Source organism: Spiroplasma endosymbiont of Polydrusus formosus (genome assembly GCF_964263245.1).
GTDB lineage: Bacteria > Bacillota_I > Bacilli_A > Mycoplasmatales > Mycoplasmataceae > Spiroplasma.
In genome coordinates this window covers 109,519-133,122 of the sequence record NZ_OZ181656.1, presented here as the reverse complement: position 1 = coordinate 133,122, position 23,604 = coordinate 109,519, and the positions used below count along the sequence as shown (strand labels likewise).

The window sequence follows — 23,604 nt, the reverse complement described above, 5'->3', positions numbered from 1 at the left end:
TGAAATACAACAATTAACAGGTTGACAATTAATTCAATCAAATGATGTTGTTGTTTTATTTTAAATTTTATTAATATACAAACTTTTATATTCTGTCATTTTTTCCTCCTATTTTTAATTCGCTGGAACTTACTTTAAAGTGAAAGTTCTAAAGCGATAGTTAGTTATATAAGTATTTATCTATTTATTTACTACGCCATCCGTTTCACTGGTGGTAAGCGGTGGCTTTATATTATTTAATAATCAACAGTTATTTTTATAAGGTAAAACCAGATAATTATCTCTCTTATTCCACATCATTTCAGGTCAAAACGTTCAGTTTTTAAAATAAATTCACTTGCACTTTAAAGAGCCTGGTGCTGGCTTTGTGGTTTTTAAAACCGCTGCCACTTTTAAGAAGTAATATCTATTGCCAAATTTATTTATAAAGTTATCATCTCAATATTTATTGTGGTTTGATGTTGATCTTGCACTTATCACCACTATCGCTTATTTTAAATATAACCAGCGCCGATTTACATGTTTCCTCACGCCCTAATAATGCGCTTGCCTCGGCCCCCCCCGGCTGTAGGAATAAGATTAAACTCATGTTATGATAAAATCACTTAATTATTTAAAATAACTGCCCACAATGCATTAAATTGTTTTATAAAATCAAAGTTTTAAAAAACCAGTTTCTCAATCAAAGATAATTTTTGAATTTTCTAGTTTATGATAAAATAGCTTTTGTTTTTTATCTTTTGTCTGATTTAATAAATCTTTATGTTTTTCACAAGTTAATAAAACTTTATTTGATAAAAATTCTTCGGTAATGAATGATATTGCTTTATAGTAATTATCAATATCGCATATTTTTTGTTGTTTATTAATTTCCATTATCTGCTCATTTTCTTGATATTAAGTTTTTTTATTTAACAAGAGTTGTTTTTTGGAGCTTAATCGTAAACGATGCCAAATATTAAATAAATTTATTAGTTAATTTTAATAAATTATTTTTAGTGTGCTTAAATGTACTTAAAATGAAATAAAATAACAAAAAAATATTTTTTAAAAAAATGATTGTAATTTATTAAAAATATTTTATTATTAATTTAACAAAATATAAATTTGTTGTTTGTATCTACAAAGCGCCATTAAAATAACATTAAATGTAATTTAACACATATTTAAATGGAAAAATTAACAGAAAGGTCACAAATATTAAAAAAGGTCAAAAAAGAATTAAAATTATGACATAAAATTATAATTTTGATAATCTTAAATGCTTATACATTATCAATTATTAATTGCTGTTTTTGCATTATCACAAACACCATAGCATTGTCGTTTATTTGCGTTTATTAATATTTTTGTTATATTATTAGTACAAGGCATTTATTATACTCGTGTTTATTTTAAAAATAAAAAGAAATCAACTAAAAACAAACCAATAGAATTAAAATAATTTTAAAAGAAAATAAAAAGAACCGCTTACTAAAACAATATTATTATTTCGGAAAAACGATTACTTTTTTATTTTTTGTGATTAGCAAAAGAAATTAAATGATATTTACGTTTGCCACGACGAATAATTAAATATTTATCAAATAAAAACTTATCTTTTGTTACAGTTCAAGTCTCTGTTTTAATAACTTCACCATTAACAGTAATTGCCCCTTGTTCTAAAAATTCACAACCTTCTCGTTTCGAAGTAACAATTTCTGCTTTCACTAACAAATCAAGAATTGGTAAATCAAGGTCTAATAATTGAAGATTAGGTAAACTATTTTTCAATTGATCTAACTGTTGTTCTGAAAATTCATGTAAACTACCTTTAAATAAAGCCTCACTAATAATTTGGGCTGCTTTTAATCCTGTTGTTTGATGAACAAATAAGGTTACTTCTTTCGCTAATTTTTTTTGAGCAATTCGTTGCGTTGGTGCTTTTTTGTGATCTACTTCAAGCGCGATAATTTCTGTTTCTGATAGCATTGTTAAATAACGTAATAATTTACCTGTTTCTTGATCATCTTGATTAAAAAAGAACTGATAAAATTCATAAGGTGAAGTTTTTGCGGCGTCTAACCAAACTGCTCCTGATTCTGTTTTGCCAAATTTTGAACCATCTGCTTTTGTTAATAAATTCATTGTTAAACCACACGCTAAATTATCTTCGCCAACTTGTTTATAAATACAATTGGTCCCTGAAGTAATATTTCCTCATTGATCACTACCCCCAATTTGAACAGCGCAATCATAATTAAGATATAATTGATAAAAATCATAAGCTTGCAATAGCGTATAAGCAAACTCCATATATGATAAACCAACTTTAATTCTAGTTGCAATATTTTCTTTCGCTAACAAATAACTAATATTAAAATCTTTTCCAACATTTCGCAAAAAATCAATCAGTGTCATTTTTTGTAATCATTCGGCATTATTCACTATTTTAATCTTTGTTCCAATTAATTGCTTCATTTGTTGACTGATGGCTTCAACATTATGCTTAATAGTTTTATTATCTAATAATATTCGTTCTGCTTTTTTATCGCTAGGATCACCAATCATCCCGGTTCCACCACCAATAATTGCAATAGGTTGAAAGCCAAATATTTCAAAACGTTTCAATAACATAATTTGAATCAAATGACCAACATGCAATGAATCACCAGTTGGGTCAAAACCACAATAAACTCCTTTTTTTAATTCTTGTGCTTTAATTAATTTTGTTTCATTAGTTACTTGTTTTAATAAACCTCTTCATTTTAATTCTTCTAAAATATTTTTTGCCACAATTTATCTCCTTTGTTATTTAAATAATTCTAAATTATTATAGTTATTTCTTATCAACTTTTGCATCTTTTTAGTTGGGGTTGGTTTTTCTCTTATTCAATAATTTTTTAAGAAATTGAAGCTGGTGTTTTCAAATCCTCTGTTATCTTAATTCCATCATCCATTGCCGAAACCGTTATTTTTGCTAAGTCTTTTGCTACTGCACAAACATTTGATATTTTGCCGCTGCTTTTATTATTTTTAAAATTCCAGCATTAATTTTATTTAATGTTTTATAATCCATTTATTTTATTGAAACATAATCTAAAATTTCAACTACTCCCTTGCCATTTTTAATCCGTAGTTCAATATCAGCAGCAATTTCGTATGATTCAATCCCTGTAATTTCTTTCAAACAATTTCAATTTTATTAACCTTTTTAGTTGGTGATTATATTTTTTAACTAAATTAATGAAATCTTGTCGTAATCCTGATCCTTTTTCGGAGCAAGCAACACTCCTATGACAATCACTACCGGCTTTTTAACAAATTTAAATGCAATAATTATTACTTTTCATCCTAATTAGCAAAGTTTTTTAATTTATCAACAATTAGATAAGCAATGTCCTTATTACGGGCAATGATTTTTACTCACATTTTAACATTTATTTTAGCAAAATATTCAAAAACATCAATATAATTTTAAACTTTTATCACAGTATCAACAGTATAATTTAAAATTTCTGATTTATAAATTAAGTCCTCAACAAAATAATCAAATTTATTTCAAATTTCTTTGCAGAAATATCAACTTTTCGATCAGCAATAATAACATAATAGCAAAAAATAATTGCTAAACAAATTAAAATAATGATAAAAATTGTTTGTGAAATTAATAAATTATCATTTATTGCTAACATATATATCATTCTTTCCCACCCATTTTATAACCATATTAAATATTACTTTTACATTATAACTTATTTTATAATGTATTTTACATAATATTAGAATAATTATTTAACTCAATAAATAAAAAAAAGATTTAACAACCTAATGTTAAATCTTTAATTTGCACAAAAATCTTGAATTAGTTGCGATGGTTATTTTTAAAAGGCTCTAACGATAACACAAATAAGTTAATTTTTCACTTTCGTTATTGTAAATAAACTTCAAATAAAAGTTCACAGAATGCACAATTATTTTAAACTCCATTATAACTAAAATTATCACTTACTGATCAAAAAACTGATATTTCATTTTTATCATTATATCAAACATATATTTTAGTATGTGTTTTCGGTACAGTATTTCTAACTAATGCAAAATCTTTACTTTTTTTAGTTTTTGGATTTTCACGAATAATATTCAATCAATTAATATATTTTTCATCTTTTATTAAGTTTTCTTCAAGATCTAATTTAAACCCAACGTCAGTATTATGAATAAAAACATCTAAATTAATATTATCATCTTGCGTCTTATCTAAATAATTTTTAATAACTTCAGTTCCACTGTTGCCAGTTAAGATTAACAATCTTTCGCTGTTTTCATTTTATCATTGGTTTTATGTGCTTTAAAAAATTTCATAAAATTGTGCTGAATTCAATAGCAACGATAAAGCAACCCCATCAGTCAGGGAAATATACGCTTAAAGAAAAGCACAATTTTATTTGGTGCAATTTATTAATATGAGCAATATCGGTATGACCAATTACGGTAATTATATCACAAAAGATATTATGACCAAGACCTTTATAATTTGTAATATTGTATAATACTTCCTTATAAAATAGGATTTTAAATAACGCACTTTCTGAAAATGAATTGGTAACCCTTTTATGACACTTTTTATATGGACTATTGTTTTTCTAAATTCAACAGGTATTAAATAATTTAAACTACCATGAATTCGAATATTGTTATATCAATGCACAAAGTCAAATAATTTATATTTTAATTGGGTTAAATTTATAAATTTTTGTTCCTTGATAAATTATGTTTTAAAACTTTTGTAAGTTGTTTCAGAGCCCCAGCATTATCATAAAGACAGCCTTTATTGCTTAATGATTGTTTGATGTTAAAAATATTTAAGGTATTATCAATGATTTTATTTTTAAATTCATTGCCCCAGTCAGTATGAAATAACGTAATTTGTTTTAATGGTATTGTAATTGAATAAAAGATTTATTGCGCTAATTGTACTATTTTGTTTGTTCGAGAACTATAGCCAATTATTTCACGATTAAACAAATCAATTAACAAACAAAATAATGTCATTTATCGCCATCTTGAACATATGTTAAATCACTAACAACAACTTCATTGGGTTGTGTTTTTTTGTTTATTATTAAAATTAAATTCACGGTTTAAAACGTTGCTAATTTCGTCGTTATTAATCACCAACTTATGATTAAAGATTAGTTAGTATCTCTAAATGCACCAAATTAAAATATCGTAATCATAAGTTGGTGAATTTTTCTTCGCGATAAGATAATATCTTTCTGATTTAAAAAGCTTTAATTTTACAAGATCCATAAATTTTACGATTAACATTAAATGCGCTGATAACTTTTTGTTCATAATTATTAACATCAACCATAGCCACATTTATTAATTTGATAGTAATATGTTGATTTTGCTATCTTTAATTTGATCCTATTTGACCAATTTTTCGCATGGAATATTTTTCTTTATTATTGTTAATAATTTCTATTTTTTGCTAATTATCAGCACTGCTTGCTTTAAGGGGTTGTTTTTCATTATAATTGGATTAATTCTTTTCGCAAGGCAATCAAGTCAATTTTCTTCAACAGTGCGATTATTTTTCGCTTTAAAAAATCCAGAATTATGAAATTTTTCAATTAACTAATATATAGTTGATTTTGACACCTTATATTATTTAAAAATTTCAAGAATTGTTTTGCCATTTTGATAAAGTAAAACAATTTGTTTTTTAAATTCATATATCGATGAATTTCTTCCCTATTTTTATATTCTTACTTTCTTCATAATTATATTTTTTTTGAAAGTCCACATAAATATGATCCAACTTATTGTAACCTATCCATATAATTCACACTACCCATAAAAAAACGAATAATTTCTTTTTTATCATTAAATCAAAAATATGTTTTCATATGCGACGATTTGTAAGTTTTATTAATCATATTAGCTTTTTTATTTTAAAACCGATGATTATATTTGACAATTCGGTATTGCTCATCTTTGACACAACAAAATGCCGCATAACTACAAATAATATCAACTGAAAATTTACCTTTAACAATTTAATATAAATATTTGTTGACGATACTTTTTTCAACAAATAAATTAATAAAAACGACATGATCAGTATCTTATGGTGTATATTTTATCACTTCTCATATTTGACTTTTTTCAGTTTTTAAATCACCTTTAATACTTCTTACACCAAACACAGTACCGGCAACAGCCACTACTGATGCTAAAATAACAAGATATTTTCAGTAATTACTTTGGCTTTTATATTTATTTAATTTCTACCTTTTTTTAATATTTTCATTATTTATCAAAAAATTAGTTTTCATAATAATATTAACTTAGTTTTCATAGTTACATTATTAAATCAATTTAATCATTTTTTATTAAAATTTCAATTTATCAATAAAATTTTTTATCATAAATTGTAAAATTAAATGGGATATTTAAATAAATAAAAATATTTTTTTTAAATCCAAATTTAAAAAAGGATAAATAACACAGTGTATCAAAAAACACAATAGAAAAATTAATTTCAATCCAACAATATCAAAATTTTAATTATTAAATTAGAAAAACAGCTTATGAAATAAATCAAAGTAAAAAACTGTCCATATAATTTATAAAATGTTGGCTCCGGTTTAAACCAAATTGAAATTTATAAAAATAGTAATAAAGACAAAAAAAGCTGGTCACAAAAAAACATTAAATAAAATTTACCTTTAAATTATTAATTATTTAGTTAATTATTAACACTACTTCACCAGATATTATTACAAATATAATAAGAAATATTGACAAAGATTTTATCTGTTCAAAGAATTTATTTATGTTTAACTTTTATCGTTATAATTTTAATAAAGAAAATTTATTACGAAAAGATAAAAATAAACCACATAATAAAACAGAAAACCATAGAAAAGTTAATAATTGTCAAACAATTGTTGAACGTAATATTGAATTTCCAAATATTAAAGCAATAAATGTCTTTGGTCATCCAGAGGGAGATACTATAGTTGGTAAAAACCAAAAAATAGCAATTATAACTTTGGTTGATATATTATTTAAAACATCAATCCCACTAGTAACTAATAGTAGCAAAAGCAAAGATGTCATAGAAATTATAATAAAATTTATTTTAAACAAAAACCACCTAGCACAATAAAAACAATTACATTTGATCGTGGTAAAGAATTTATTAGGTGAAAAAATTTGAAAATATTTATAAAATAAAAGTTTATTTTGCTGATACTGGTTGTTCTATCCAAAAATAATTAAACGAAAATAATAATGGAATTTTGAGACGAATTTTACCAAAATGAATAGATTTATCAATATTTTCTCAAAATTATTTAAATAAAATAACATTGAAAATAAATTTAATACCAAGAAAATCATTAAATTATAAAAATTAATTGGATTTAATACAAAATATTTAATAAAGTGTCCCAAATATATTTACAATTCAGTAAAATATTAAATAAAATTATTTTTTTGGTGATATTAAATTAACTTTCAAGAAAAATGGCAAACAAAAAATTGTTTAACCACCTATTTATTATTTTAACTACCCTATTATTCTTTAAATTATAATTCCTGGTTTATTAACATTTTATAATCATTATTATTTTCATCGTCAGTTTGCATTTCATTAATTTGTGCTTTAATGCAATCACGACGTTTTTCTTCGGCTTCTTGTGTTGTTTGTTCTTCCAACCCCAGCATTTATGATAAATACGAATTACGATTATTATGATATTATTTAACATGTTCTATTTCTGGATCAGCATTTGTTTTTCACAAATAATGTAATTTTTTATGATATCCTGATGAATTTTGCGATAATGGTTTTGGTAGACGCAAAAACTGATTATTTAAATTATTTTTTTGTAAATTAAGAAAGGTTTTAAATATAACATCTCCGCCTTTGCTTAATTATGTTGAATTAAACGACGACGTTGTTATAATGGCATATATTATGAAAAATTATCATCAATATTATAAGCTTCAGTCATTGCTTTGTGAATTTGTTCATTAATCTATCTTTGTTTTTCAATTCCTTCAAACATAGTAGTTTGTTCATAAGCATAGATTATTATAATGTGGTATTGGATTACGGATTTTTTATTTCATTTGATCTAGTTCCACTTTTAATTAAGTAGTTCGATCACCAAAAATATTTGTGCTAATTTTCGTGGTTTTAATAAAAAAAAACTTTTTGAGCTGTTAACTATGATAACTTATTCTTGGTCTTTAAAGTTTATGGCATAATTTCTTTATTTGTAACTGGGTCATATTTTCGAAAGTATGGTTCAATCTTATCATCGTTCAAAAATAATTATTTTTCTTCAATAATACAGCTCTTCACCAATTCAGATTTCTTATCACTAACTTTATGGTTAATAATATCATTAATCGAAATTGCTAATTTATTTTCATTCTGTTGTTTATTTAAATAATTAATATTGGTTTTAAACTCATTAACACCATATAACTTTTTTCTCATATAAATGGGAAAATAACTTCACATATTGTTGTTAAAAGGGATTTATTCTTATTATTATGATTTTCAACCATTTGTTGTTTGGTTTATTTTTTATATTATTTGTTTTCATGTTTTAAACGATAATAAGCATCATCATGATTATAATAAGACTCTATTTTTTGTTTTTTATTTTCACACCCATTACGAAAACCTTTTATATACCTATATTTATTGAGTACCTATATTTATGTACCTATATTATAAAACATTTATTATAAAATATTTCTTATTTTTTAACTAGTCGATTTGAAACAATATTATGACGGCCAACTTTTGCTTGATCAACACCATTTAATTGCACCGAATCACCAGTAAAACTAATATTAATTTTTGCCAATGATTCACCAACACCATAAATATCAACGGGAACACCTTCTTTTTCAAAAGTAGCAATTTTCTGAGCATTAAAACCTGAGGAAACGATAATTTTAACATGTTGATATCCCTCATGATTTAAAACTTGTCGTAAAACTCGAATTAAATGCTTATTAACACCATTAATTTCATCTGCCGGATATTTACTCTCTTTTCCAACAAAATATTTATCAATTAATGCTTTTGAAGTATCAACACGAACTGCATATAAATTTGAAAAATGATGCGCTACTCGTAACGTATCAGTAATAACATCATTATTATAATCGACTAAAGCTACTAATTTATCAGTTGGATAAAAGTTTTGATACGCTTTTAATGCAACAATTAAATCACCATTAAAAGCTTGAATTAAAGCGTGCGGAACAGTTCCTGTTGGTTTATAATTATCTTCTAATTTTGTTACTTGCGAAGCAGTAACAAAATTAGTTATGCCACCAATTTTAGCGGCTGTTCCATCATTTTCTTGATTATAATAATAATCACTGCGGTCATTCATATATATGACTGGTTTATTGTTTGCTGCTTGCAAAACACGATGGCAGTTAGTTGCAATACTTGTTTGTCGTGCTAAAATTCCATCAATAATACCTTCTAAATGACCAAACTGATAATAGTGTCCTGTTATTTTTAAAACAGGCTCATTTGCTTGAATTAAATCACCATCTGTTAAGGCAACAATTCCTAAACTTTCTGAATTAAAAGATTCTGTTTTTAATAAATCAACACACGAATCAACTCCGGCTAAGATAACATTTTCTTCTCTTTGAAAAAATTGCATTGTTACGATATCATTCGGCTTTTCATGTTTTAAAATATTTGCTGTTTTTAAAAAATAGACTGCACTATAATATCCTGCTTTAATTTTGCTCATTATAATATTCCTTTCAAAAACTATTGCCAAGATTATATTGTTTTTCTGGCAATAACATAATTTTTCAATAGTAGTAACTTCTAAACATAACTATCGTTCATAACAAATCATCCCATTCAAAATAACTCATCTAACTCAATGGGAACAATTTGCAATGTTTACGGCATAATAATCCCCCGATACAAACAACAACTAATTGCCCAGAATTACAATTATCCGTACCACAAATAATTTATTATGTTGTTAAACAAATTTTTACTTGGCAAATAATTAGTTTATCATAATATGATGTTTTTATCACTCAATAATTTTTCAACAACAAATTACGGTTCTTCATCAATGGTTCTTCATTAATATTATTAAAAGAACAATCTTTTTGTTGAAAAAATAGTTCCTAATTCAGCTAATAAATCCATTATTATCACTATTAATATTTAACCATAAAGAGAAAAAAAGAGGGGGTTGTTGCTAAATACTTATTAATAAAGTGTTTAATTTGGTTTACAATATACAATTTTTTATAAAATAAAACATAATCATTATTAATAACATGACGGGTCGATGTTGCTGATGGTTGATAACAAATTAAAACATCAAAGTCCTGATTATAAAATAAACCAATTGTTTTTTTCAATTTTTACTCATTACTACTTCAATTAAATTTCTTAATTTTTGTTTCATCTAAATTCGCAATAATAGTTGTTACTAACTTAATTGTTTCAATAAAGTCATCTAAATCAACAATACTTCACTAATTGTGTGCAAATTACGCGTAATAAAACAGGTTTGAATTGTTGGCACACCCACACTCCTGATAAATAAACGGCCCCATCATCTGTTCCTCTTGGTGAAATATAAAATTGATATTTAATCCGATGATCTTGCATTAATTTAAGTTGATATTAAATTAAATTATACCTGGTAATATAACAATTATATATTTCACATAACATTATCCTTTATCATAATTGTCCAAAAGTTGTTGATGACTCATAATCTTGTCCTAACGAAACATCTGTGACAATGCCAAAATCAGGATTAATTAATGTTGTTGCTGTTTTATCTCCTCTTGTTCCAACTTCCTCTTTTACAATAAAACCAACATATAAATCATAATATAATTTTTTATTTTTAATTTGTTCTAGAACTTCTAAACTTAAAATAACTCCCATCATGTTATCAATTTCTTTAGATAATAATCTTTTATCATTTAAAAAGACTGTTGACCATTTTCACAAATAACAAAATTACCTTCCCAAATTCTTGCCCCATATGTTTATGCTTGCGTATAAAAAACAAAATCAACTAACATGTTATAACAATTGATGCTGATTTTGATCGCGCTTCTGGCGATAATAAATGCGGTGCAATTACTGAAATTGCTACATTAGAATGACCCATCATCTTTAACAAATTTACTCGTTTAGCTAATAATGTTTTTTCTCAAATTCCACCTAAAGGTTTAATCCGAACTAACCCTTTACTATTAATTTGACTAACCATAAAACCAACTTCATCACTGTGTGCCATTAACATTACTTTTTTATGATTTGTAATCCCTTTTTATTTTGGATGACAACAAAACAACTCCCTTAAGTTATCTTGAATTATTTATGACGTATATTTTTTATAGTATTATTTTAATAATGTAACAAATTTATATTAACATATAGATGGACTCAATGTTTGTAAAATACTTTCATACATTTTTTGTTTTTCCACACTAATTTTCATTATTATCTTCCTTTCATTCTTGAAATTATTATATCAAAGTTTATAATTAATATATTGTTAAAACTTTAACAATATATTAATTTAGATTCAATTATACTTAAAATTATAGAAAATATATGGAGGAAAAGTATGCGCAAAGTTGCATTAATAATCGACTCATCGTCAGGAATTAAAAAAGGCGAACTAAAAAAACACAAAGATACCTATTTGTTACCATTATTACTAAATTTCTCAGATGGTAGTGAAGTTGAAGATGATGAAGATGTCATTTCTTTTAATGAATTTTATGATATCTTAGAACATCAAGTAATTAAAACTAGTCAGATTCCAATGGGAAAAATGTTAAGTACTTGAAACGAATTGTTAAAAAAATATGATGGCATTGTTTTTATGGGATTATCAAAAGGATTATCTGGCCAACATGAAAATATCTCAACGTTAGCACAAGGTGATGAATATAAAGACAAGGTTTTTGTTATTAATACTGATGGTGTAAGTCAATTATTAGTATATATGATTGATCTAGTTTATCAATGAATTGGTGAAGGAGTTAAATTAACAGAAATTCAACCAAAACTTGATTTAATTAAAAAAAAGGTTAGCGCATTCATTATCCCAAAAAGTTTGGAAACTTTAAAACGTGGAGGACGAATTACAGCAACCGCCGCAGCCTTAGCGTCGCTTTTAAAAATAACACCTGTTTTGAAATATGATGGTCGCATTAATAAATTTGATAAAACTAGAACATTTAAAAAAGCTGTCGAAACAGCTTTCCAACAAATTAAAAAAGAACGGCAAAATTGAAAAAATATTATTTTATTACATTCAAAAACTGACGATGAAACTTTGCAAGAAGTTTATAATATTATTGACGATATGGGTGCTAAAATTAATTCGACATACATTTTGCCAAATGTTATCGCAGCTCATACAGGAGTAAATACGATCGTGCTAGTATGTTGAGATCAATAAAAGGAGGTACAACTAATGAGTAAAAAAATTGCAATCTTAACTGATTCATCCGCAGGTTTTACAACAGCAGAAATTAAACAATTCGGTATTCATGTCATTCCCTTACACATTATTTTAAATAATGAAACTGATATTTTAGATACTGAAAAAGAAACAACAAAATATAATTTTTATGAAATTGTTAAAACTGGAACAACAAAAACAAGCCAAGCTTCAACTGGTGAATTGATGGAAAAATATGATGAAATATTAAAAAAATATGATAAAATTATTCATTATCCAATCGATGAAAAACTTTCAAGTCAATATGCAACAGCTTATACTTTAAGTCAAAATGAAGCATATCTTTGTAGAGTTCATGTTGTTTGTAATCATACAGCAGCTTTTGCTTTAAAAGCATTAGTAATTTATGCTAATGAATTAACAAAACAAAATCTTAGCGTAAAAGGAATCATTGCTAAAACAAGCGCTCTTGAAAAAAAAACATACATGGCAATGATTCCTGGCAGTCTAGATCGTTTATCAAAGGGTGGTCGTGTTGGAAAAGTTTTATTATCATTAATTAATATATTCAAAATCAAAATTTTAATTCAATGGGGTGAACATCCAAAAAAAATTACCTCATCACGAACTTTAAATAATTTAATTGAAACATTAGTTGAAACTTGAGAAAAATTTAAGAAAACAGCGAAATTAAACTTTCAATTATTTATTTTAAAAACAAGTGCATGTAATAATAAAGTTTGGGACAATGTTACCCAAAAATTAGATGAATTAAAAGTTACATATCAAACCGAAAATTTAGCTAATATTTTTGTTGCCCATGCAGGATTAAATACAATTGCTTTTGTAGCAATTCCTCAAATTAAATAAAAATAAAAACCATTTCTATTTTAGAAATGGTTTTTATTTTTATTTAATTTGAATGGCGGAAGTAAAGAGATTCGAACTCTTGCATGGATAACTCCATATAACGGTTTTCGAAACCGCCCCCTTCAACCAGACTTGGGTATACTTCCACTTTTTTACTGGCAGGGGTGATAGGACTTGAACCCACAACGTACGGTGTTGGAGACCGCTGTTCTACCATTAAACTACACCCCTAAATCCTTTTTTTAATCATAACATAATACATAACATAATAATAGAAATATGGAAAAATAAAAAAGTATTTTCATACTTTCATCTTTTTATGATGTTATGGCAGGGGTAGCAGGACTTGAACCCACAACACTCGGATTTGAAGTCCGATGTTCTACCACTTGAACTATACCCCTAAATCCTTTTTTAATCATAACATAATACATAACATAATAATATAAATATGGAAAAATAAAAAAGTATTTTCATACTTTCATCTTTTTATGATGTTATGGCAGGGGTAGCAGGACTTGAACCCACAACACTCGGATTTGAAGTCCGATGTTCTACCACTTGAACTATACCCCGACAAAGTAAATTAAGCAACTAAATTGATATTTAATCATTTTAAAAAAAATAATTAAAAATAACAAATAATTTTATTTATTTTCATCATTAAAATTATCTTCAAAATGAAGTGGATCATGCTTTTTACTATGGCATTGTTCACAAATCCCATGTACTTCAATTTTAAAATGAACCGGCTCTCAATTAATATTTGTCATTACCTCTTTTAAATTAGATAATTTAATTTCTTGTAAAATATTGTTATCTTTAATATGGACAACATTTTTACAAATATCACAAACCATATGAAAGGATGGGTTATCTGCTAAATCATATCAAATTTGCTTGCCATCAAAAGAATTAGTAAAAACAATATGCTCATTAATTAATAAATCAATTGTATTATAAACTGACATTAAATTAACATTTTTAAATCCTTTATCTAATAATTCAACAATTTCGGTTAAAGTCAAATGTTGTTTTTCTGTTAGAATTTTAATAATTGCTAACCTAATTTCAGTGATTCGATAATTTTTACTTTTTAATAACTGTACAATACCGTCATGTGATAATGTCATTGGTGACATCTCCTTTATTTTTTAATTTCATTAATAATATCAACTAAATCTGCTAATGTTTTAATATCCATTAATTTATCATCAGGAATTTGAATACCACATTTTTTCTCCGCTTCAATTACTAAATCCATTAAGTCTAATGAATCTAATCCTAATGATTTAAACTCAGTATTTAATTCAATTGGTTTTGAAATTCCCTGTTCTTTTAAAACTTTTTTAATTTCACCTAACACATTCATTAAAAATCCCCCGTCTTCTCTTATTATAAATTAATATAATTATAACAAGTTTAAGGACAAAATAGTATCACCAAAAGGTTTCCAACCTTTATAAAGTAATTTTTCATGCCCAATATAATTGTTGATGGTTATAATGATGAATGATAATTACTTTTTAATAATCAATATGCTCATTACTGTAATAAAAACTAATATAACTTGTTGGATTATCAAAAAAAAATCATTTGTGGAATTCATCATTTTAAAAAAAATTAAAACGAATATTATCAAAATAATATTGATTATAAACATAATTAATTTTTGAGCACAGGGACTCTAACATCTAACATTTTTTGCTCTAGTTGTGGCCAATTTTTCATTGTCTTTGTTAAACAATTATAAATTATGATTAGGTTTATTAGTTTTAATTAAAATACTTGGATTGGCAATCCTTTTTAGGACACCGTATAAAAAAATAAAGAACTTATTTTTTAATTTATATTATTATTTAATTAATTAATTTACTGCAATTTATATTTATAATATATAGGAATCTTAAAAATTATATAAATAAGATTAATTAAAATTTGTTTATCATAATATATATAGGATAAAAACATGATAAAATAATCACATTAGATTCTAATTATAAAATAAGTGTTATTAAAAGAAAGTAGGAATTTCAACGATAGTAAAGATGATTGTTTGTGATGTTGATGGAACTTTAGTAACTGATAAAGAAAAAATGATTCCATCAACTAATATTGAAGTTTTAAAAAAAGACCAAGATAATGGTGCTTTGGTTACTATTTCTTCTGGGCGAGTTCCTAGTAGTTTATATGATTATGTGAAGATCTTGGGGATGCTTGATAATTGCCAATATGTGATTGGGACTAATGGAGGGACTATTTTAAATTTAAAAACAAAAAATATGTCTATAATGAAATTGTTTCTTATCCTGATACATTATGAGCAATGAAAATTGTAAAAGCATTTGGACATGATTTTTGTTTAGCACCTTTAAATTAACAAGAAGCTTATATTTCACAGTTAAGTGTTGTTGATAATGATCTTTTTTTATTTCGTAATACCGGCATTAAACCAAAGGTTTTGGACTGAAATAAGATTCCCAAAATGCGCAAGGTTGTTATTTCTTGTTATGATGAAAATAAAAAAATTGATTACGACAACAAATTGCAGTTAGTAAAACATTAATAACAGAAGTGACGGTTATAACTTTATTGAAATTATTCCGAAAAATGTTAATAAATGACAGGGGATTTTAAAATTAATTGAAGTATTGAAACATAAGGAAAATATTCATCTTGATGCTGACGAATAATGTGTTTTGGTGATCAAATGAATGATTATGAAATGATTAAGAATGCCCAATATAAGGGGGATTATTGCTTTGGTTAATTCAACTACGCAATTAAAAGAAGTTGCTTTCGCGGTTACAGCGAAAGATAATAATCGAGCTGGAATTGCCGATTATCTTTATAAAACAATTATAAAATAAGAAAGGAAACTGCAGTGTTGAAAATTAATGGGAATCAAATTAAATTAATTATTACTGATGTGGATGGTACCTTGGTTACAGATATCATCAAGAGTTACCAACAATTGTCCAGAATAAGTTAACTGCATTGCAAAAAAATGGGATTTATCTTTCAATTGCTTCGGGCGAATGCCCTTGGTTTTAATAATTATACCATAGCATTAAAAATTAAAGATTATTTACAATATGTGATTGGAGCTAACGGTTAGTTATTGTATGATGTTAAGAATAATCAAACAGTTTATTCTAATTTAATGCCGATTGTTGATCTTGTTGAGGTAATTGCAATTTTACGAAAATATTAGTGTGATTTTACAATTTCATATGAAAATGAAGATACATTATATTGCATGGGGAATAATTATTAAAAATTAAATCAGCCCCAGGGGCATTTTTAGATGGAATTAAACAAGTGAAAGAATTTCAAGAGGATGAAATTATACCGGCAAATAAAATTGTGGCAAAGCATTCATTAAAACTTATTTTTCAAGAAATGTATGCAAAATTAAAACAAATTCCCACTATTAATGTTGAACAATTATCGAATTGTGGGTGTGATATTGTTAATGTTAATTCTAGTAAAGGCCAGGCAATTTTACATTTAATTGCTATTTTAAATAAAACAACAAAAAGCGAAATTATCCTAGATAATGTTTTATATTTTGGTGATAATTATAATGATTATTCAGCCTTTGAAATTTTGTCTTATGCAATCGCCATGGAACATAGCCCGCCCGCTATTTTAAAATTAGATTATGATTTTGCTGGCAGTAATAATGCAGGGGAATTTATCATTATTTAAATAAACTTGAAAAAAACAATAAAAAAGATATTTAGATTATGGGGGTCAGAACTTATTAAAATTAAGATGTTTTCCCACAAAAATAATTAAAATTCATTTAAAAATTCACTAATTTTTATGATTTTTATAGTATTATTATTAGGAACATAAATTATTTTAGAGAGGAATGTTTTAATGAACCTATTAAGTATAATGTTTTTAACAGTTGAACCAAAAATAGTTAATACAATTATTTACGTTTTTGAAATGATCGTCTTAGTTGTTTCAATTATTATGATTATTATTGGTTTATTACAAAACAAAAAAGCACAGACAGGATTAAGTGCTTTAAATGGTGGTAATGATGAGCTATTTGCTAATAATAAAGAACGTGGTTTAGATTGAACATTATCAATTTTTATGTTAGGATTTGGTTCAACATTATTAATTGTTACATTATTAATAAGTTTATTAACGAAAATTTTATTGTAATAATTAAGTTTTTAAAAATATCATTAATTTAAAAGATATTTAAAAATGTCTCTTTTTTCATTTAGGGGGAAAAAGTATATGCACGATCGGATTGTAGCTATTTTAAAAAAACAAGCAAAACCAATTAACACAACTCAATTAGCACAATTATTAGCAATTAATAAAATTGATGACAATAAGATGATGTTAAAAGTTTTGATTGAATTAGAGAATGATAATATTATTGTTGTAACGCAACAACATTGTTTTTATTATTTTGATCCAAAAATTTATTTACGGGGCATTATTAGTGTTAATAAAAAAGGTTTTGGTTTTATTAAAATTAGTGAGGGTCAAGAGGAATATTATGTTAAACAAAAAGATTTAAATAATGCTTTAGATAAAGACCAAGTTTTATTTATTTTAAAGAAGCAGAAGCAACTAACTGGTCTTAAAAAAACAGAGGCTCAAGTAATTAAAGTTTTAAAACGAAATAATGAGTATGTAGTGGGGGTTATTAAAAAAAATCGTTATCAGCAAAAATATTTAGAAATCTTAAATAATAAATTAACCCAATATCGAGCTGAAATTATTAATTCACCCGATGCAATTGAAAATACCATTGTTAAAGGGATTATTAGCAGTATTAATAGTAAAACCAATTTAATGCAAGTTAAAATTATCGATATTATTGGTGATATTAATCAAGTTGGTGTTGATGTTTTAGCAATTTTGTATGAGTTTAATTTGCCTACTAAATTTGATGAAAAAACATTGGATGAAGCGAATCAAATTAAACAAAATATTGATATTCCAATGATATTAGCCAATCAATCACGCCGTGATTTACAAACAGAAATATTTGTTACAATTGATAGTAATGATTCAAAAGATTTTGATGATGCTATTTTAGTTAAAAAAAATAAAAATGGTAATTATATCTTAATGGTTTCCATCGCGGATGTATCGCATTATGTTCCAGCTAATAGTTATCTTGATAAAGAAGCGATTGAACGAGGATGCTCTGTTTATTTAATTGACAGAGTTGTGCCAATGTTACCAGAAAAATTAAGCAATGGGATTTGTTCCTTAAATCCAAATGAACCACGATTAACATTAACTTGTGAAATGGAAATTAATAACCAAGGGCATGTTGTTAATGCCAGCATTTATGAATCAGCTGTTATTTCTAAAGCTCGTTTAACTTATTATGAAGTTAACAAATTATTTCGTCGAGAAAATAATCAAATTTCATCAACAATTACCCCAATGCTTTTCCTAGCGCAACAATTATATCAAGTTCTAGCTCGAAAAAAAAATCAAGATGGTGTTGTTGATTTTGATTTAGATGAACCAAAGTTTATTGTTGATAAAAATGGGAAAATTAAAGATATTGTTACGTGTGAACGGGCAGACGCTGAAAAATTAATTGAGAGTTTTATGATTCAAGCTAATGAAACAGTCGCTAAGACAATTTATTGAATGGATTTACCATTTATTTATCGGATACATAATAAACCAAAACCAAATAAATTATTTGATTTGTATACTCAATTATCTTATTTAGGATTAAATATTAAAGGTAAATTAGAAAATATTCATTCAAAAGACTTACAACAAATTTTAAATAAATTAAAAGATAAGGAAAATTTTAAAGTTATTTCTGCGCTTGTTTTACGAAGTGTGGAAAAGGCTAAATATAGTGCAATTAATGATGGCCATTTTGGATTGGCATCATGGTGTTATACACATTTTACTTCGCCAATTCGTCGGTATACAGATTTAGTTGTACACCGGTTATTAAAAGCGTATTTATTTCAAGGCAAAGTTCAAGTTTCTGATTTAGAACAAACTCGTTTTTTTGTTAGTTATGCTAGTCATAAGTCATCGTTAGCAGAATTACGAGCAATGGAATGTGAACGCGAAGTTGATAAAATGAAAGAAGCCGAATATATGGAGGATAAAGTCGGTTGTGAATATGGTGGAATTATTGCGGGGGTTACTTCGTTTGGTATCTTTGTTGAATTACCAAATACCATTGAAGGATTAATCCATATTACTGATTTAAAAAATGACTATTATGTTTTTGATGAAAAAAATTTAAAATTAATTGGAGAACGAAAACGAAAAGAATTTTTCTTGGGGAAAAAAGTTCGAATTAGAGTTAAGAAAGCAAGCAAAAAATTACGCCAAATTGATTTTGAATTAGTTGAGTAAGGGAAGGGGTTAATATTAATGTTGACAATTACAGTTAATAAAAAAGCACGGTACAATTATGAAATTATTGAAAAATATGAAGCCGGAATTGTTTTAACGGGCAGTGAGATTAAATCAGTTCGTAATAAAGATGTCTCAATTAATAAAGCGTTTATTATTATCCGTAATAATGAAGCGTTTATTATTAATATGGTAATTGCTCAATATAAATTTTCTACGGCCTATGTCTCTCTCGCTGATCGGACTCGAAAATTGCTTTTACATAATAAACAAATTAAGAAAATTCTTCAACGAATTAAATTAGAACGTTTAACATTAATTCCTTTAAAATTGTACCTTAAAAATAACTATGCCAAATTAGAAATTACCTTAGGCCGCGGTAAAAATAATTATGATAAACGCGAAGCAATTAAACAACGCGACAATGAACGATTACGCAAAAAATATTAATAACTAAGTTGCATTATAAATTTTGTTTATTTGCTATTGAATGTCTTTATCACTTTTATTTTAAGGGTTTTTATGTTATTATTAACTAATATAGTAAATTTTAATAAGGGGTAAGTAAATATGAAATGGGGTCCACAACAAACGATTAAAATTTTAAAATAATATGTTTATAGTAAAAATCGACTTGATTAATATCACAATCATGTGGCGTTATCAAATTTACAATTACCATATTTTTATTAAAAAGAGGATAAAAATAAATCAGTTTCATCGATTGTTGTTCATTTTATTAATGAGAAAGAAATTTAAAAAACATATGATAAAAAAACTTATGAATGAATTGTTAATAGTTTAGAAGAAACCATTTTAAGTTCATTACAAATAGTGGAAGGTATTGTTGGTATTCATCGTCATGAAGATATTTATTTATTTTTATATGAAGATGATGGTAATTTAAATTATTTAATTGAAATTACAAATTATATTAATACCACTATTAAAATTATTAATTATATGTTATATGAAAAATATCAAACAATTCGAAAGTTATAATTGGAATTGGGATTGCCAATGATCCGTCAGATGATAAAAATAATGATTCAGATGATAGTTTCATTGTTCCTTTTGATAAAAAAGTGAAAGATAGTGTTAAGTTAACTGAGACATATGCGGCCAAAGTTATTATATTTAATAATTTGACGGTTTGTACTGATGCATGGATTTTTATTAATTTAACTAACGGGAATCAAGAATTAATTCGAAAAAATATTGACAATATTTTAATTTAAGAATTACCCATCAGCGATTATTTAAGGATTTAGTTGACCCCTAATGTGGATTTAGAAATTAAACAAGGGAACGTTACAAATTGAATAATAAAATAAAAATAAGCGTTTTAAGGGTTATTTTGTCTTGTTCTTTTTTCTTTAATATCATTATTATTTCGGTATAATAATAGGTAGAAAGTGAAATGGAAGAAAATACAAGCATTAATTTTTGAAAGAAAAAATAAAATTAAATGAACTGAAAATAACGAGCCAATGATTAAAGATACAACCGGTATTATCAATCGATATTATTGTTAAAATTGAATGATTTACTTTTTCACATGCTGATTATCGTTCTTATTTAAGGAAAGATGCTAACTAATGTCGATCTTAACACAATTATGATGAGGCATGAAAGAGTTGTGGTATTATTACCGCAATTGGTGAGGATGTTATCAAAAAACTTAAAATTGATGATCGGGTTGCTGCTATTGGTTGTGTTATCTATCCATTGTAATATTTGTGAATGATGTTAACAAAAAGCCTTTGTAATTTGTATTAAAAGTTGATTTACCCTGCCTGGTGGGGACTAAAATCAACGAACTCATGCATATATATATATCCCATAATATGTCTATGTTACTTGTGGTGAGAATAGCATTGTTAAAATTCCCAAAACAATTAATTTAAATGATGCATTAAAAATAGGTGATGTTTTATCAATGGGATATGAAAATATTAGGTAATGTATAAATACAAACGGCAAATTTATATCTTGTTGAATTATTCGCCAGATAATACTTTTATTAAAAGGATTTATGAAAATATCGTTTATTTTGTATAGGTAAAACAGTAAAAAATCTGTTTTTATGATAAAAGTTATAAATTTAAAGATACTATCCAATGAATAATGCAAATAAATTTATGTTTTTTAATATAAAAATAAAAAAATAATCTCACAATAATTTTTTTGTCTGTTTATCTTACAGGACAAATTATTAAAAAAATTAATTTAAAACAAATTAATAAATATTGCTATTAATATTGCTATTGTTGATGATGGGCTAATTGAGTTGGGAGGCTCTTGTTATTATTAAAAATATAATAAAAAATTGATATTTATGGTAGTCATAGTCAAAAATTAAATTATTTTAAAAAAATAAAGACACATAAAATTTATGATAGTACCTTAATTACATTAGATATTAAATATGATTTAGTTATTGAATATGTTGGCAATGACCATGGTACTTTTGAACAAGAACAACAAATGATTAAATTTAATGTTACAATTATTATAATTGGTGTTTTTTAAAAACCAGTCGTATTTAATTTGCAACAATTATGAAGTCAAAATATTACTGTTAATATGGGGATTTTAAATGCCTATATTTTAAAATAATTAGTAGCAAAAATTTAAAATAAAGAAATTGTTCAGCGACAGTTAGTATCAAATATTTTTAATAAAAATGAAATATTAAAAGCATATAAAACTTTTATGGATAAATATAGTTTAAAGGTTGTTGTTAAATTATAATCAGCAAAAGAAATGGGTGAAGAAAAGAAATGGGTTTTTTTCAAAAATTAAAAGCAAAGTGTGAAGAGAAAAAACAAATTAAATTAGAAAATACGTTACAAAAAACACGCTTAGTTTTTTCTCATAATATTAAAAAATTATCACATAAGTATAAAGAATATGATAATCATTACTTAGCAGAATTAGAAGAAATTTTAATTGCTAGTGATATGGGAATGAATATGGTCTTGCGAATTACAAACAAAATTCGCAAGAAAGTTCAAAAAGGGTGAAGTATTGAAGACACTAATGATTATTTAGTAAAAGTAATAATGGATTTATATAATGACCCAAAAAGTAAACAAAATGAGTTAAATATTAAGAATAATCGTGTTAATGTTATCTTAATGGTTGGTGTTAATGGATCTGGAAAAACAACAACAATTGCTAAATTAACAAAACAATTTATTGACCAAAAACAAAAGGTTTTATTGGTTGCTGGTGATACTTTCCGGGCAGGGGCTGTTGAACAATTAAACCAATGAGCAGAACGCTTACAAGTTGCCATTGTTAAACCATTAAAAGAGGGTCAGGATCCTGCTAGCGTTATTTATGATGGCCTAATTAAAGGAAAACAACACCGTGTTGATGTTATTATTATTGACACCGCTGGGCGTTTGCAAAATAAAGTTAATTTAATGAACGAATTAAATAAAATTAATCGTATTATTAAACGAGAAATTACGGATGCTCCGCATGAAACATTATTGGTAATTGACGGGGTTACTGGTCAAAATGGGATTTCCCAGGCAAAGAATTTTTCTGAAGTAACAGATGTCAGCGGAATTGTTTTAACAAAAATGGATGGAACAGCCAAAGGTGGTGTTGTATTGGCTATTAAAGAACAACTAAATATTCCGGTTAAATTAATTTGTTTAGGTGAACAACCAACTGATTTACAAGAATTTGATATTGAACAATATATTTATAATTTAACAAAGAATTTATTTAATCAGAATGAAACATAAACAGAATAATGAAAGATTTAGAAAAATCAAATGAGTTAATTATTTTATATGAGTTGTATAGTAAATTATTAACAACAAAGCAAAAATAATATTTTGAA

The 23,604-nt window shown here is 25.7% G+C and carries 27 protein-coding genes and 4 tRNA genes; 12 read left to right on the top strand and 19 right to left on the bottom strand.

Annotation, left to right across the window (positions count from 1 at the left end; all coding sequences use genetic code 4):
• Positions 1-180 precede the first annotated feature (180 nt).
• The 7 genes from ACE38S_RS00710 to ACE38S_RS00680 form a co-directional block, all read right to left on the bottom strand.
• The gene (locus ACE38S_RS00710; protein WP_374695922.1) at positions 181-480 is read right to left on the bottom strand and encodes a hypothetical protein; all 300 of its coding nucleotides are present in this window, start codon (positions 478-480) and stop codon (positions 181-183) included.
• A complete protein-coding gene (locus ACE38S_RS00705; RefSeq protein WP_374695921.1) occupies positions 446-589 on the bottom strand; it encodes a hypothetical protein in 144 nt (47 codons plus the stop codon). The genes ACE38S_RS00710 and ACE38S_RS00705 overlap by 35 nt, the downstream gene beginning before the upstream one ends.
• Positions 590-636: 47 nt before the next feature.
• Entirely contained in the window at positions 637-876 is a 240-nt protein-coding gene (locus tag ACE38S_RS00700) for a hypothetical protein (protein ID WP_374695920.1), read from the bottom strand.
• Positions 877-1,512: 636 nt separating this feature from the next.
• Positions 1,513-2,775: a tyrosine--tRNA ligase gene (gene tyrS, locus ACE38S_RS00695; RefSeq protein WP_374695919.1), complete on the bottom strand. Its 1,263-nt coding sequence runs from the start codon at positions 2,773-2,775 to the stop codon at positions 1,513-1,515.
• 734 nt (positions 2,776-3,509) lie between these two features.
• The gene (locus ACE38S_RS00690) at positions 3,510-3,674 is read right to left on the bottom strand and encodes a hypothetical protein (protein ID WP_374695918.1); all 165 of its coding nucleotides are present in this window, start codon (positions 3,672-3,674) and stop codon (positions 3,510-3,512) included.
• Positions 3,675-3,958: 284 nt separating this feature from the next.
• Positions 3,959-4,291 (bottom strand): hypothetical protein, encoded by a 333-nt coding sequence (locus ACE38S_RS00685; protein ID WP_374695917.1) that lies wholly within the window; start codon positions 4,289-4,291, stop codon positions 3,959-3,961.
• Between the two features lie 186 nt (positions 4,292-4,477).
• Positions 4,478-4,747: an IS3 family transposase gene (locus tag ACE38S_RS00680; protein WP_374697101.1), complete on the bottom strand. Its 270-nt coding sequence runs from the start codon at positions 4,745-4,747 to the stop codon at positions 4,478-4,480.
• A gap of 2,076 nt (positions 4,748-6,823) precedes the next feature.
• Between ACE38S_RS00680 and ACE38S_RS00675 the strand changes: the two genes are divergently transcribed.
• Positions 6,824-7,159: a hypothetical protein gene (locus ACE38S_RS00675; RefSeq protein WP_374695916.1), complete on the top strand. Its 336-nt coding sequence runs from the start codon at positions 6,824-6,826 to the stop codon at positions 7,157-7,159.
• A 422-nt stretch (positions 7,160-7,581) separates the two neighbouring features.
• On the opposite strand, the gene ACE38S_RS00670 is transcribed toward ACE38S_RS00675, so the two are convergent.
• From ACE38S_RS00670 to ACE38S_RS00645, 6 genes are all read right to left on the bottom strand, one after another.
• Positions 7,582-7,710 (bottom strand): hypothetical protein, encoded by a 129-nt coding sequence (locus ACE38S_RS00670; protein WP_374695915.1) that lies wholly within the window; start codon positions 7,708-7,710, stop codon positions 7,582-7,584.
• Between the two features lie 622 nt (positions 7,711-8,332).
• Entirely contained in the window at positions 8,333-8,500 is a 168-nt protein-coding gene (locus ACE38S_RS00665) for a hypothetical protein (protein WP_374695914.1), read from the bottom strand.
• A 265-nt stretch (positions 8,501-8,765) separates the two neighbouring features.
• Entirely contained in the window at positions 8,766-9,788 is a 1,023-nt protein-coding gene (locus tag ACE38S_RS00660) for a nicotinate phosphoribosyltransferase (protein ID WP_374695913.1), read from the bottom strand.
• Positions 9,789-10,215: 427 nt separating this feature from the next.
• Complete coding sequence (locus ACE38S_RS00655) at positions 10,216-10,422, bottom strand: hypothetical protein (protein WP_374695912.1); 207 nt, start codon at positions 10,420-10,422, stop codon at positions 10,216-10,218.
• A 325-nt stretch (positions 10,423-10,747) separates the two neighbouring features.
• Positions 10,748-11,026 carry a hypothetical protein gene (locus ACE38S_RS00650; RefSeq protein ID WP_374695911.1) on the bottom strand — a complete coding sequence of 93 codons (279 nt, stop codon included), beginning with the start codon at positions 11,024-11,026 and terminating at the stop codon, positions 10,748-10,750.
• 67 nt (positions 11,027-11,093) lie between these two features.
• The gene (locus ACE38S_RS00645) at positions 11,094-11,318 is read right to left on the bottom strand and encodes a hypothetical protein (RefSeq protein WP_374695910.1); all 225 of its coding nucleotides are present in this window, start codon (positions 11,316-11,318) and stop codon (positions 11,094-11,096) included.
• Positions 11,319-11,651: 333 nt separating this feature from the next.
• On the opposite strand from ACE38S_RS00645, the gene ACE38S_RS00640 reads away from it, so the two are divergent.
• Together ACE38S_RS00640 and ACE38S_RS00635 are read left to right on the top strand one after the other, a co-directional pair.
• Entirely contained in the window at positions 11,652-12,494 is an 843-nt protein-coding gene (locus tag ACE38S_RS00640; RefSeq protein WP_374695909.1) for a DegV family protein, read from the top strand.
• 15 nt (positions 12,495-12,509) lie between these two features.
• Positions 12,510-13,367, top strand: coding sequence for a DegV family protein (locus tag ACE38S_RS00635; protein WP_374695908.1), 858 nt, complete (start codon positions 12,510-12,512; stop codon positions 13,365-13,367).
• Between the two features lie 53 nt (positions 13,368-13,420).
• Here ACE38S_RS00635 and ACE38S_RS00630 read toward each other — a convergent pair.
• From ACE38S_RS00630 to ACE38S_RS00605, 6 genes are all read right to left on the bottom strand, one after another.
• Positions 13,421-13,513 (bottom strand) — tRNA-Ser (locus tag ACE38S_RS00630).
• A 10-nt stretch (positions 13,514-13,523) separates the two neighbouring features.
• Positions 13,524-13,598: transfer RNA gene (locus tag ACE38S_RS00625), tRNA-Trp, on the bottom strand.
• 97 nt (positions 13,599-13,695) lie between these two features.
• Positions 13,696-13,771: transfer RNA gene (locus ACE38S_RS00620), tRNA-Trp, on the bottom strand.
• A gap of 96 nt (positions 13,772-13,867) precedes the next feature.
• A tRNA-Trp gene (locus ACE38S_RS00615) sits at positions 13,868-13,943 on the bottom strand.
• Between the two features lie 71 nt (positions 13,944-14,014).
• Complete coding sequence (locus ACE38S_RS00610; RefSeq protein WP_374695907.1) at positions 14,015-14,509, bottom strand: Fur family transcriptional regulator; 495 nt, start codon at positions 14,507-14,509, stop codon at positions 14,015-14,017.
• 5 nt (positions 14,510-14,514) lie between these two features.
• Positions 14,515-14,739, bottom strand: a complete 225-nt coding sequence (locus tag ACE38S_RS00605) for an acyl carrier protein (RefSeq protein ID WP_374695906.1) — start codon at positions 14,737-14,739, stop codon at positions 14,515-14,517.
• A 676-nt stretch (positions 14,740-15,415) separates the two neighbouring features.
• Between ACE38S_RS00605 and ACE38S_RS00600 the strand changes: the two genes are divergently transcribed.
• From ACE38S_RS00600 to ftsY, 9 genes are all read left to right on the top strand, one after another.
• The gene (locus ACE38S_RS00600; RefSeq protein ID WP_374695905.1) at positions 15,416-15,706 is read left to right on the top strand and encodes an HAD family hydrolase; all 291 of its coding nucleotides are present in this window, start codon (positions 15,416-15,418) and stop codon (positions 15,704-15,706) included.
• A gap of 982 nt (positions 15,707-16,688) precedes the next feature.
• Positions 16,689-17,078: an HAD family hydrolase gene (locus ACE38S_RS00595; protein ID WP_374695904.1), complete on the top strand. Its 390-nt coding sequence runs from the start codon at positions 16,689-16,691 to the stop codon at positions 17,076-17,078.
• 174 nt (positions 17,079-17,252) lie between these two features.
• Positions 17,253-17,549 carry a preprotein translocase subunit SecG gene (gene secG / locus ACE38S_RS00590; RefSeq protein ID WP_374695903.1) on the top strand — a complete coding sequence of 99 codons (297 nt, stop codon included), beginning with the start codon at positions 17,253-17,255 and terminating at the stop codon, positions 17,547-17,549.
• 78 nt (positions 17,550-17,627) lie between these two features.
• Positions 17,628-19,745 carry a ribonuclease R gene (gene rnr / locus ACE38S_RS00585; RefSeq protein WP_374695902.1) on the top strand — a complete coding sequence of 706 codons (2,118 nt, stop codon included), beginning with the start codon at positions 17,628-17,630 and terminating at the stop codon, positions 19,743-19,745.
• An 18-nt stretch (positions 19,746-19,763) separates the two neighbouring features.
• Positions 19,764-20,195, top strand: a complete 432-nt coding sequence (gene smpB / locus ACE38S_RS00580) for an SsrA-binding protein SmpB (RefSeq protein WP_374695901.1) — start codon at positions 19,764-19,766, stop codon at positions 20,193-20,195.
• 384 nt (positions 20,196-20,579) lie between these two features.
• The gene (locus tag ACE38S_RS00575; RefSeq protein ID WP_374695900.1) at positions 20,580-20,747 is read left to right on the top strand and encodes a hypothetical protein; all 168 of its coding nucleotides are present in this window, start codon (positions 20,580-20,582) and stop codon (positions 20,745-20,747) included.
• Between the two features lie 83 nt (positions 20,748-20,830).
• Complete coding sequence (locus ACE38S_RS00570; protein ID WP_374695899.1) at positions 20,831-20,983, top strand: hypothetical protein; 153 nt, start codon at positions 20,831-20,833, stop codon at positions 20,981-20,983.
• Positions 20,984-21,191: 208 nt separating this feature from the next.
• A complete protein-coding gene (locus tag ACE38S_RS00565) occupies positions 21,192-21,344 on the top strand; it encodes a hypothetical protein (RefSeq protein ID WP_374695898.1) in 153 nt (50 codons plus the stop codon).
• 1,184 nt (positions 21,345-22,528) lie between these two features.
• Positions 22,529-23,506: a signal recognition particle-docking protein FtsY gene (gene ftsY / locus ACE38S_RS00560; protein ID WP_374695897.1), complete on the top strand. Its 978-nt coding sequence runs from the start codon at positions 22,529-22,531 to the stop codon at positions 23,504-23,506.
• Positions 23,507-23,604 lie beyond the last annotated feature (98 nt).